The sequence below is a fragment of the Clostridium sp. AT4 genome (genome assembly GCF_001517625.2).
GTDB lineage: Bacteria > Bacillota > Clostridia > Lachnospirales > Lachnospiraceae > Enterocloster.
Map to the genome: position 1 here is coordinate 62,675 of NZ_LN999825.1, position 11,411 is coordinate 74,085.

At 47.2% G+C, this 11,411-nt stretch carries 10 protein-coding genes; 2 read left to right on the plus strand and 8 right to left on the minus strand.

Features of this window, described 5'->3' with window-relative positions:
• Positions 1 to 23 precede the first annotated feature (23 nt).
• From BN3656_RS01295 to BN3656_RS01330, 8 genes are all read right to left on the minus strand, one after another.
• Positions 24 to 1,469, minus strand: a complete 1,446-nt coding sequence (locus BN3656_RS01295) for a glycoside hydrolase family 1 protein (RefSeq protein ID WP_066543275.1) — start codon at positions 1,467 to 1,469, stop codon at positions 24 to 26.
• A 10-nt stretch (positions 1,470 to 1,479) separates the two neighbouring features.
• A complete protein-coding gene (locus tag BN3656_RS01300) occupies positions 1,480 to 1,821 on the minus strand; it encodes a PTS lactose/cellobiose transporter subunit IIA (RefSeq protein ID WP_242962917.1) in 342 nt (113 codons plus the stop codon).
• Between the two features lie 84 nt (positions 1,822 to 1,905).
• Entirely contained in the window at positions 1,906 to 3,144 is a 1,239-nt protein-coding gene (locus BN3656_RS01305) for a PTS transporter subunit EIIC (protein WP_066543276.1), read from the minus strand.
• A gap of 6 nt (positions 3,145 to 3,150) precedes the next feature.
• Positions 3,151 to 3,474, minus strand: coding sequence for a PTS sugar transporter subunit IIB (locus BN3656_RS01310; RefSeq protein WP_066543277.1), 324 nt, complete (start codon positions 3,472 to 3,474; stop codon positions 3,151 to 3,153).
• Between the two features lie 39 nt (positions 3,475 to 3,513).
• Positions 3,514 to 5,427 (minus strand): PRD domain-containing protein, encoded by a 1,914-nt coding sequence (locus BN3656_RS01315; protein ID WP_066543278.1) that lies wholly within the window; start codon positions 5,425 to 5,427, stop codon positions 3,514 to 3,516.
• Positions 5,428 to 5,671: 244 nt separating this feature from the next.
• Complete coding sequence (gene spoVG / locus BN3656_RS01320) at positions 5,672 to 5,953, minus strand: septation regulator SpoVG (protein WP_066543281.1); 282 nt, start codon at positions 5,951 to 5,953, stop codon at positions 5,672 to 5,674.
• 77 nt (positions 5,954 to 6,030) lie between these two features.
• Positions 6,031 to 7,152 carry a glucose-1-phosphate adenylyltransferase subunit GlgD gene (gene glgD, locus BN3656_RS01325; RefSeq protein ID WP_066543283.1) on the minus strand — a complete coding sequence of 374 codons (1,122 nt, stop codon included), beginning with the start codon at positions 7,150 to 7,152 and terminating at the stop codon, positions 6,031 to 6,033.
• Positions 7,149 to 8,423, minus strand: coding sequence for a glucose-1-phosphate adenylyltransferase (locus BN3656_RS01330; RefSeq protein ID WP_066543285.1), 1,275 nt, complete (start codon positions 8,421 to 8,423; stop codon positions 7,149 to 7,151). Before BN3656_RS01330 ends, glgD begins: the two co-directional genes overlap by 4 nt.
• A 381-nt stretch (positions 8,424 to 8,804) precedes the next feature.
• Here BN3656_RS01330 and asnS point away from each other — a divergent pair, with 381 nt between their 5' ends.
• Both asnS and BN3656_RS01340 read left to right on the plus strand, forming a co-directional pair.
• On the plus strand, positions 8,805 to 10,196 hold the full coding sequence (gene asnS, locus BN3656_RS01335; protein WP_066543287.1) for an asparagine--tRNA ligase: 1,392 nt from the start codon (positions 8,805 to 8,807) through the stop codon (positions 10,194 to 10,196).
• 141 nt (positions 10,197 to 10,337) lie between these two features.
• Positions 10,338 to 11,408, plus strand: coding sequence for a metallophosphoesterase (locus BN3656_RS01340; RefSeq protein WP_066543289.1), 1,071 nt, complete (start codon positions 10,338 to 10,340; stop codon positions 11,406 to 11,408).
• Positions 11,409 to 11,411: the final 3 nt, after the last annotated feature.

Consider the following 11,411-nt stretch of genomic DNA (forward strand, 5'->3'; position numbering starts at 1 on the left):
GGCTGGACGGCCTTTTTATATCTTTATTCTTCTTCCAGACAATGTGCCCCATTGGTAGCGATCACCTTCTGATACCAGTAATAGCTGTCCTTTGGAATTCTTGCCAGATCCTTGATGTCCTCATCATCACGGTTTACATACACCAGACCATAGCGCTTCTGGTAACCATTACTGGTGCTGAGTACATCCACAAAGGACCATGGCAGGAAGCCTCTTACATCCACGCCCAGCTCGATGGCTCTGTGGATTGCCTGAAGGTGCTTGGTCCAGTAATCGATACGGTAATCATCATGTACCTTTCCGTCCTCCAGAACATCCCTTGCACCCAGACCATTCTCTGTGATGATCATCGGGATCTCATAGCGCTGATAGATATCACGCAGCAGGTACTGCATACCCGTTGGGTCAATGGTCCAATCCCAGTCATTTGTATCCGCATTCGGATTCTTCATGTACTGATAGAAATCAGGCATTACCTCATAAGCTCCCATAGCGCCCTTCTTGCCGCTTAAGTTGCTCTTAGCCTCTGTCAGCTCATTCTTATCAGCATCCGGGAAGCGCACGCACTTGCTTGCATAGTAGTTTACGCCCAGGAAGTCCAGCATTCCCTCACGGATAATCTCCATATCTCCCTCTTCGATCACAGGAGCCATTCCATGCTCTTCCAGATAGCGGAATGCACCTACGGGATATTTGCCCTTAAAATAAATATCCAGGAAGAAGTGGTTCTTTAAATCCTCTGCATTTAACATAGCCAGCATATTTTTCGGAGTGGAATCCAGTCCGTACACCGGAGAATATCCGATGGCTGCACCGGAACGTCCGCCTTCTACCAGCTCATGGATCAGCTTGCTGATCTTTGCCTGTCCCAGATTCATATGGTGGTTGATCTGGAATTTCACCTGAGGATCCCCATGGTATTTCTCAGGCACATAATTCTTCTTTTTCCAGAATTCCACAATAATACTCTGCTCATTGATAATCAGCCAGTCTTTGATCCTGTCGCCGTATCTGCGGATCAGGAACTCTCCGTAAGCCACAAAATCATCCACGCTCTGGCGGCTTATCCAGCCGTCATATTTGTCTACAAGAGCCATTGGCATATCGTAGTGGTAAATGGTAGGGATCGGCTTAATTCCATTTGCTACCAGCTCATTTACCAGGTTGTCATAAAACTCCAGGCCCTTTGGGTTTACTTCTCCAACGCCGTCCGGGAAAATTCTTGACCAGGAAAAGGAAAAACGGTATGCAGTAAAGCCGCATTCCTTCATCAGCGCGATGTCTTCTTTATAGCGGTGATAGTGATCACTGGCTACGCTTGCATCTGCAAAGCCGGTTCCGCGGTTTAAAATGTCCATCTGGGACAGCTTCTTTCCGTCCTCTTCTGCTGCTCCCTCTACCTGATAAGCACTTGTAGAAGCTCCCCATAAAAAGCCTTCCGGCATCGTCTTTCTGATATCTGCGCTCATAGTTTCTCCTTTATGCATTCATTTTATTGTAGAAACTTTCAAATACCTGGATCATTTTCTCTGCCAGGTGGATCTCTGACATAACGGTCATCAGCGTATCCTGTGCATGGTTAAACAGCAGGCTTGGCTGAATGGTTTCTGTTCCCGCGATCTCAGACTGGATCATCTCTGTCTGAGCATTGTGAGCTGCACAAATATGGTTATTTGCCTCCTCCATATGCTCCTTTGCTCCTGCAAAATCAAATGCTGCTACACAATCTAATGCCTTTCCGGCTGCATTTCTGGCATCACCTGCAGAAATTACGATCTGCATGGCAACCTGAACGACCTTATCATCATCCTTAAACATCATTTCTCCCACTTTTATTTCTCTCCTTTCTGAAAAGCAGCGCCCCCAAAACCAGGGAACGCCGCCATATGTTTTAAGTGCTCTGCATCAGCATGCAGCCTGTGTTTCTTCCTCTACGCACTGTCTCTCATATACTTTGTAGAATGGATACCAGGTCAGCAGATACAGGATAAACAGTACGATATACACCGGAACGGCTCTCCAGTCTCCCGTAATCATCACACTGGAAAACGGAGCCGGGATCTGTCCTACCTGCACCATCTTGGAAGGAATATTTAACAGGCCATAGTGCATGGTCAGCCATACAACTGTAGGACCAACGATACTATTGATCAGGATCGGAAGCATTAACAGAGGGTTAAATACAACCGGTGCGCCGAACATTAACGGTTCGTTGATATTGAACAAAGAAGGTCCGATACAGATCTTACCCATGGTTTTAAGCTTCTTGCTCTTGGAACCCAGCATCAGCACGTTTAAAGGAAGTGTGCCGCCGCGGCCGCCCATGGTGATCAAAGCAGCTGTAAATACGGCCTCGCTGGTAGCGATATTCATAGGAACGCCGCCGTTTGCCACAGCCTCGATATTCTCTGCGATCGCCACCATAAAGATAGGAGTGGTAACTGCATTGAATACCCAGCTGGAAATACCCATTGAGTAGAAAATAACCGGTACAAAGCAGATCAGGATAAAGCCGGGAAGTGTCTGAGCGCCCTTCTGAAGAGGCATAAAGAAGCTTACCAGAATATTGTAAAGATCCAGCTTTAATACGTTTGCAAAGATCATCGCCAGTCCCAGAGTAATGGTAATGGGAATGATATTGTTGATCCAGTCGCTTACAAAATCCGGAAGCGTATCATTGTTTTCCAGTACATGAAGGTTTGCATAGATGTGGAATACAATGGCAACGAAAAGACCTACTACGATACCCATCATGATACCGGCAGCGCCGATACGGCCGTTATCAATCTGGAAGATTCCGTCTACTACCTGAGGACGGCAAAGCAGCAGGTACGCTGCAATGGAGATCAGCGATGCATTGATCTGATACTGTCCATGTCCCAGCTTGATCATGGCCTCATGGGTAACAAAGAAAGCTACGAAGATTGCCAGCAGTCCAAAGGAGAAATTCGCAATGGGACTTAAATCAGGAAGCGCCGGGATATAGGAACGGAATACGTTGTAGAAGAAGATCAGGGAACCGGTCAAAATGATCGGAAGAACCTTCTTCATGGTACTTGCCACGGTATCGATCCATGGATTTGCAAAAACCTGCCGGGCCTTAGGAGCAAATACGTCCGAAAGCCATGTCATTAAACCATTCATCTGTACTTATCCATCCTTTCTTGCAGCTACCTTCTCTGCCAGCTCAACCAGTGCGGCTCCGTCCAGAGAAGAATAAATCTCTGCCGGGATCAGCTCTACCTGGATTCCATGGGGTGCGCACTCCTCTGTCAGCTTCGGAACAGCGCTTGCATAGTGGGGACCAACTAACAGTACATCCATCTTGTCCATGTACTCGCTTACCACACTCTCACTTCTGGCTTCCACAGTCATGTCCAGCTTTTTCTTCTTTGCTGCCTGTCTTGCCTTCTGTGCCAGGAATCCGCTGGAGAATCCAGCTCCGCAGCATAATAACACTCTGATCGTACCCATAATTGTTACCTCCTTAGTTTGGTTAATGTGTTTTATATACTACCGGTTCTGAAGCTCATCTCTCTCCGCCCAGTCAATAATATCCATCAGGGTATCATAACTCCGGGTTTCCAGAAGATGGTTCATACAGCCCTCGTCCATCATAAAACTGGGGGCAATCCGGTAAAATTCCTCCAGGTTTTCCTTATTAACCGAAACGGATAAAAGAAATACCACCTGTACCTCATAAATATGCCAGAGCACCGGCTTTTCCAAAAGCGCCACGCAGACAAAAGTATCCTTCGTCACTGGCTGATAGGGATGAGGAATTGCAATCTGAGGACAGAAGTCTGTCTGCATCAGATTTTCTCTCTTTCGTACGGAATCCTCAAAATCCGGCGGAAGTTCCCGCACTCTGCGGATGCGCCCGCACAGCTCATGGAGGATCTCCTCTCTGCTGTTTCCCTTTATATTGGTAAAAAAGAGCGACCGGTCAAAATACGATCGGATTCCGCCTTTCCTGCTGCTTTTCAGCAGCCGTTCCACCTCTCCCGCATTGTGCCTGTCAAAAAAATACTGTACTTGACATACCGGAACCGGAATGGCTGTTTTTACGGGAACCGTAGAAAATACATAATCTATATTAGAAAAATCCCAGGATGCCAGAGATCCGATATCACAGGCTTCTACCCGGTCCAGATAATCTCCGAACATTTCCCGAAACCGATATTCAAAAAGCTTAGCACTACCGGAACCGGAGGCGCACACAAGAAGGATATTCCTCTTGTACCTCTGTCTGTCCTGCCGTTTTAACGAAAGGGCAAAACACAGGGCCAGGTATCCAATCTCTGCCTCAGGGACTATGGTGTGGAAATACTCCGACAAAACCGTAGACGCATGGGCCGCCACTGCATAGGGAAAGCTGTATACCTCTTTAATCTCCTTTAAAATGGGGTTGTCCATTTTCAGCCGGTACTGCAGGCGGATCCGCAGCGATACCATGTGAAGTCTCAGGGATGTATTTAAATCAAAATCCGATGCCAGATCCAGATTATATGTCTGCTTGACGCTTTCAAGCATCCGGTTCACCAGCTGATTGATCTCCATATCAATAAAAACGCTGCTTCTGTCTCCGGCCAAAATTTTTTTCTTTCCCAGAAGCTGGATCGCCATGTATTTAATCTCAGGAACCGGAAGACAGATTCCAAAAGCCTCTTTCAGTCCTTCCGCACAAAGCCTTGCGGCACGGATATCGCCTTCATGAAGCAGGTCGCTGTGCTTCATCTCCTCCAACGGAATCACACAGCCCCGTCCCCAGCGGTACAGAGCGATCTGCACCTGCAGGACAATATTAGGGATATCCATTTCATAGATGGTTTCCCCACATTGTTTTACACTGCTTAGAATCTCATTGCGGATCTGTTCCCCATCCCAAAATGTATGATAAATTTCCTTAAACCACTGATCGCTGAACTCATAAAATGCCGCGCTCATACAAAGCCGTATGGAGAATTCATCCCCCTGGATCTTAAGACCGTAATAGGGTTTTCTTTCAAGAGCCAGATGATGCTTATTTAAATACTGCTCGACTCCTTTTAGATCAAGGGACAACGTTTTTCTGGATATATAGAGCCGTTCGCAGAGCTCCTCCGCCTTCACTCCGGAAGCATCGGCAAATAATCGGGCCAGAATAAATTCTATCCTCTCTTTTCCGGTCTCCGGAAGCAGGGCTGAGGTTCTTCCCTTTATAAACTCCTGATAGCGCTCCGGTTCCTTTACGCAAAGCCTGAGTCCAAGACCTCTGCGGCGCTCTATGGCAGCTCCGTTCCGGCAAAGAAGTTCATCCAGCTGACTGACCAGCGTCCGGGCCGTTCTCTCGCTGACTTCCAGCTGGTCGGCCACGGTTTCCATATTTATATATAAATCTTCTGAAAGCACTGACAAAAGCCGGTTCAGGCGTCCATCCATCTGCATCCGGTATTCCTCCCTTCTGCCTCCGTACATTCCTGATTTTTATACTCACTGTCTGTTTGTTATGCGTAGTATACCCCAAAATCATTTCCAGTTCCATCCGGCTTTCTTCCAGCAGTACTCGGCAAAAAGTACACTAAAATCCCGCTTTTAATCATGGCTGGCGACGTGCGCCGCCAGGCGCACCACACAAAAAAACCGGGCAGAAAGAATTCAATCCTTCTGTCCGGTTCTTAATATTATCCGGTTATTCAGCCTCTGCTCCCCCATTCTCCAGCAGCGTCATCTCATATTTCTCCAGAATGGTATTCTGGATCATTTCTCTGGTGCCGGAATTGATGGGATGAGCGATATCGCGGTACTCGCCGTCTGCAGAACGGCGGCTGGGCATCGCGATAAACAGCCCTTTTTCTCCCTCGATCACCTTAATATCATGGATCACAAATTCATTATCCATGGTAATAGATACGATCGCTTTCATTTTACCTTCTTTTTCTACCCGTCTGACTCTTACATCCGTAACCTGCATGCTAATCCCCTTCCGTCCTCTCCGTCAGCCCCCTTGCTGCATCTTCCACGCACAGCAGGAAGATGACTGCGCGTAAATTATAATGTATATCTCTCGTTCTTCTCTACCACGATCTTGATATTATCCGGCGTTCCGATATGTGTGGTGTTGGCCCGGATGGTATCACGGCTTTCAACGATGCAGTTTTCAATCACCGTGTTATCTCCGATATATACATCATTTAAAATGATGGAGTTTTTGATCACACAGTTATTTCCGATATAAGCCTTTTTAAACAGGATCGAATTTTCTACCGTGCCGTTTAAGATACAGCCGCTGGAAACAAGGCTGTTTCTCACCACAGCGCCCGGGTTGTACTTTGCCGGAGGAAGATCGTCAATCTTGGTATAGACATCCGGATACTCTCTGAAGAAGTAATTTCTCACTTCCGGCTTCAGGAAATCCATGTTTGTCTTATAGTAGGAATCTACGGTAGCAATGTTGCTCCAATAGCTGTCCATCTTGTATGCATAGATGCGCTTTAAGTTCTTATAGCGTACCAGAATATCATTTACCAGATCATAGCGATCCTCTGCTGCACAGCGCTCCAGAAGCTCGATCAGCTGTCTTCTGCGGATTACATAGATACCGCAGGAAATCGTAGTGGCGTCTGAAGCCATGGGCTTTTCCTCAAAGTCCACGATCCGTCCGTCTGCAGCCAGCTTCACGCAGCCGAAACGGGTGACGTCCATACCTTCTTCCATATCCTTGCATACAACGGTGATATCTGCCTTTTTCTCGATATGGTATTCCAGAACCTTGTTATAGTCCAGCTTGTACACGCCGTCGCCGGAGGCGATCACTACATAGGGCTCATGGCTGTTCTTTAAGAATGTAAGGTTCTGATACAGGGCATCTGCGGTTCCGCGGTACCAGTCGCCGTTCTCCGGAGTAATGGATGGAGTAAACAGAAACAGTCCGCCCTGCTTACGTCCGAAATCCCACCACTTGGACGAGCTTAAATGAAGATTTAAGGATCTGGAATTGTACTGTGTAAATACAGCCACATTCTGGATATGGGAATTGGTCATATTGCTCAATGCAAAGTCAATGCTGCGGTAGCTTCCTGCAACCGGCATAGCGGCTACGGCTCTCTTGTTGGACAATTCCCGCATTCTCTTGCTGTTTCCACCTGCTAAAACAATACCGATTGCTCTCATTTCACGCCACCTGCCTTTATAATGTAATTTCCGCCTGCCAGTATACCGTCAGGATAGTCGTCGATTGCCGTCTCGCCCGCAATGGCTGTATTTCTTCCAATCTTCACGCCGTCAGGAATCACTGAATTCTCTCCGATGGTAGCCAGTTCAAACTGATATACCTTAGGATCATAGGTGCTGGGTGCATAATCTCCAAAGCCTACCTCGGCATTTGCCCCGATCGTTACATTTTCAGCGATAATGGCCTTGTCCACCACTGTGCAGGCTCCGATATGAGTGCCCTGCATCACGATGGAATCCCGAACTACGGCTCCTTTCTCAATGGTTACTCCCGAACCTATAACAGAATTGATCACCTTCCCGTAAACCTCTGTTCCCTCGCCTATGATACTGCGTTCGATTTCTGCATCATCTGCTATGTACTGAGGAGGGATTACATCACTCTTGGTATAGATCTTCCAGTATTCCTCATAAAGATTAAACTCAGGAATAATGTCGATCAGCTCCATATTGGCCTCCCAGTAAGATCCCAGAGTACCTACGTCCTTCCAGTAGCCGTTGTATTCATATGCAAAAATGCGGTCTCCCTTTCCGTGACAGTACGGAATAATGTGCTTTCCGAAGTCACATCCGGGTTCGTCCTTTAAGTGGATTAAAGCGTCCCTTAATACGGGCCAGCTGAAAATATAAATACCCATAGAAGCAAGGTTGCTTCTGGGAACAGCGGGCTTTTCCTCAAACTCTGTGATCCGGTTGGCCTCGTCCGTAATCAGAATACCAAATCGGCTGGCCTCCTCAATAGGCACAGGCATGGCAGCAATGGTGACATCCGCATTATTCGCTTTGTGATAATCCAGCATAACCTCATAATCCATCTTATAAATGTGATCACCGGAAAGGATGAGCACGTACTCAGGATTATACGCTTCCATATATTCCAGATTCTGGTAAATCGCATTGGCTGTACCGGTATACCAGTCGCTGCCTTTGCTCCTTTCATATGGAGGTAAGATCGTCACGCCGCCTACGTTCCTGTCCAGATCCCACGGAATACCGATTCCGATATGGGTATTTAAACGTAATGGCTGATACTGTGTCAGAACTCCCACTGTGTCAATACCGGAGTTGATACAGTTGCTCAGCGGAAAATCAATGATACGGTACTTCCCCCCAAAAGATACCGCCGGCTTGGCTACTTTCTTTGTCAGAACGCCAAGGCGGCTTCCCTGTCCGCCAGCTAAAAGCATGGCAATCATTTCTTTCTTAATCACGTTATCACCTCTTGCTGTTATAATTTTTGTAAGTATAATTATAACACAAATTTTAGTTTCCGTATATAAATATTTAATTTTATTTTGTGTTTTTTGCGCAGTTTTCCGACATTTTTCGTTTAAAAATTCCATAGTTCTTCTAATTTATCCATATCTTGTATTATGGTACAGTTTTAAATACTATATATCCTTTATCCGGATCTAACATGCAAACCAGGGCAGTCTCTTCCTTCAGCGCCTTAAACTTGCAGAAAAATGCGGAAACTCCGGCTGGGAAGGCCTTGAAACATTGAGAGAAATATCATATAATCACGATATGCAGTTTTTAAGACATATTTTTTTATCGAAATCAATGGAAAAAGAAAGGAAGTTACCATTATTATGGATCTGATTACAGTAAGAGAATTATACAAGCATCCGGATCAGTATATGGATCAGGAAATAACCATCGGCGGCTGGGTTCGCAGCCTGAGAGATTCCAAGTCCTTCGGCTTCATCGTCATCAGCGATGGAACCTATTTTGAGCCTCTGCAGGCCGTTTATCACGACACGCTGGAGAACTTTCAGCAGGTATCCAGGCTGGGTGTAGGAACAGCTGTCATTGTAAAGGGTACTCTGGTGGCTACGCCTCAGGCAAAGCAGCCCTTTGAGATCCAGGCCACAGAAGTTACGGTAGAGGGAGCCTCCGCACCGGATTACCCGCTGCAGAAGAAACGCCACTCCTTTGAGTACCTGCGCACCATTTCCCATCTGCGTCCCAGAACAAACACCTTCCAGGCTGTATTCCGCGTACGTTCCCTGATTGCCTATGCCATCCATCAGTATTTTCAGGAGCGTGATTTTGTCTATGTACACACCCCTCTGATCACAGGAAGCGACTGCGAGGGCGCAGGAGAGATGTTCCAGGTAACTACCATGGACTTAAACAATATTCCAAAGACAGAAGACGACAAGGTAGACTTCAAGCAGGATTTCTTCGGAAAGCCAACCAACCTGACCGTAAGCGGACAGTTAAACGGCGAAACCTACGCCATGGCCTTCCGCAATATCTATACCTTCGGACCTACTTTCCGTGCGGAAAATTCCAACACTACCCGCCATGCGGCTGAGTTCTGGATGGTTGAGCCTGAGATTGCTTTCGCTGATCTGGAAGACAATATGAATCTGGCTGAGGGTATGTTAAAATACATTATCCGCTTTGTAATGGAGCACGCACCGGAGGAGATGAACTTCTTCAACCAGTTCGTGGACAAGGGCCTGTTAGACCGCTTAAACAATGTACTGAACTCCGAGTTTGGCCGCATCACTTATACAGAGGCAGTCAAGCTATTAGAGGAGCATAATGACCAGTTCGATTATAAGGTATCCTGGGGCTGCGATCTTCAGACCGAGCATGAGCGCTTCCTGACAGAGCAGATTTTCAAGAAGCCTGTATTTGTTACAGACTATCCAAAGGAAATCAAAGCCTTCTATATGAAGATGAATCCCGACAACAAAACTGTAGCGGCTGTAGACTGTCTGGTTCCCGGTATCGGCGAGATCATCGGCGGCAGCCAGAGAGAGGACGACTACGATAAACTGGTTGCCAGAATGGAGGAGCTTGGCCTTAAGAAAGAGGATTATGGCTTCTATCTGGATCTGCGCAAATATGGTTCTGCCCGTCATGCCGGTTTTGGTCTGGGCTTTGAGCGCTGCGTGATGTACTTGACCGGTATGTCCAACATCCGCGACGTCATTCCGTTCCCAAGAACTGTAAATAACTGCGAGCTGTAATTTTATCCATGATCTGCAGTCCGGACTGCGTTTCGGCTGCAGGCAGCATCTATATCAAACCAGGGCCTGTTGCGATAACAGGCCCTGATGTTTATGGAAGCGTTGGAAGCATCCTCTGCTTCCGGACGAGGGGGAGGTATTATGAAATTCATCCATACAGGCGATGTACATTGGGGCATGACCCCGGATGCAGATAAACCCTGGGGAAAAGAACGGGCACAAGCCATCCGGGATACGTTTAAAGCCATTATCGATCATGCAGGCGCAGTTAAAGCCGACTGCCTGTTTATCAGCGGCGATCTTTTTCACCGCCAGCCTCTGATGCGGGATATCAAAGAAGTCAATTATCTCTTTTCCACAATCCCCCATGTCAGGGTCGTGATGATTGCAGGAAACCACGACAAGATCCGGGAAAATTCCAGTATCCTGAGTTTTTCCTGGAGCCCTAATGTAACCTTTCTTGCTGATCCCGCTTTAAGTTCTGTTTACTTTGATGACATTAACACAGAGGTCTATGGCTTCAGCTACCATACCACTGAAATACGCGACCCTCTCTTAGAGGATATCCAGGTTCCCTTAAACAACCGGATCCAGATCCTTTTAGCCCACGGCGGAGACCCGGCCCATGTTCCTATGAATTTCAACACCCTGAGCTTATCCCCATTTTCTTACATTGCACTGGGACATATCCACAAAGCGCAGGTCATTGCCGAGGATAAAATGGCCTACTGCGGTTCCCCTGAACCCCTGGATCTGACAGAGACAGGAACCCACGGATATTTTGAAGGAGAAATCCACCCCGTTACCCGGCGGCTGACCCGTCTGGACTTTATCCCTGCCGCCAGCCTGCGCTGCATCCCTCTGGCTGTGACCGTCACGACGGAAACGACAAACGGAGGTCTGACCGACCGGATCATCAATGAAATCGACAAACGGGGCCGGGAGCATATTTACCGCTTCCGTTTAAAAGGAATGAGGGATCCGGATATTACCTTTGATCTATCCTCCCTCTCTGCACGATTCCGAATCGGTGAAATCATCGACGAATCCGAACCGCTCTATGACTTTCCAGCACTTTTTGCAGAACATTCCAGCGATATGATCGGCTTTTTTATCCAGGCACTCCAAAAAGAGGATATGTCACCTGTAGAAAAAAAGGCCCTTTATTATGGCGTAAATGCCCTGCTTCACACCACGGACGAAAGGAGCTAGACC

Excerpts from the sequence above, each read along its gene's own strand:
- BN3656_RS01295 (WP_066543275.1), bottom strand. The coding sequence starts at position 1,469 with ATGAGCGCAGATATCAGAAAGACGATGCCGGAAGGCTTTTTATGGGGA.
- BN3656_RS01300 (WP_242962917.1), bottom strand. The coding sequence starts at position 1,821 with ATGATGTTTAAGGATGATGATAAGGTCGTTCAGGTTGCCATGCAGATC.
- BN3656_RS01305 (WP_066543276.1), bottom strand. The coding sequence starts at position 3,144 with ATGAATGGTTTAATGACATGGCTTTCGGACGTATTTGCTCCTAAGGCC.
- BN3656_RS01310 (WP_066543277.1), bottom strand. The coding sequence starts at position 3,474 with ATGGGTACGATCAGAGTGTTATTATGCTGCGGAGCTGGATTCTCCAGC.
- BN3656_RS01315 (WP_066543278.1), bottom strand. The coding sequence starts at position 5,427 with ATGCAGATGGATGGACGCCTGAACCGGCTTTTGTCAGTGCTTTCAGAA.
- spoVG (WP_066543281.1), bottom strand. The coding sequence starts at position 5,953 with ATGCAGGTTACGGATGTAAGAGTCAGACGGGTAGAAAAAGAAGGTAAA.
- glgD (WP_066543283.1), bottom strand. The coding sequence starts at position 7,152 with ATGAGAGCAATCGGTATTGTTTTAGCAGGTGGAAACAGCAAGAGAATG.
- asnS (WP_066543287.1), top strand. The coding sequence starts at position 8,805 with ATGGATCTGATTACAGTAAGAGAATTATACAAGCATCCGGATCAGTAT.
- BN3656_RS01340 (WP_066543289.1), top strand. The coding sequence starts at position 10,338 with ATGAAATTCATCCATACAGGCGATGTACATTGGGGCATGACCCCGGAT.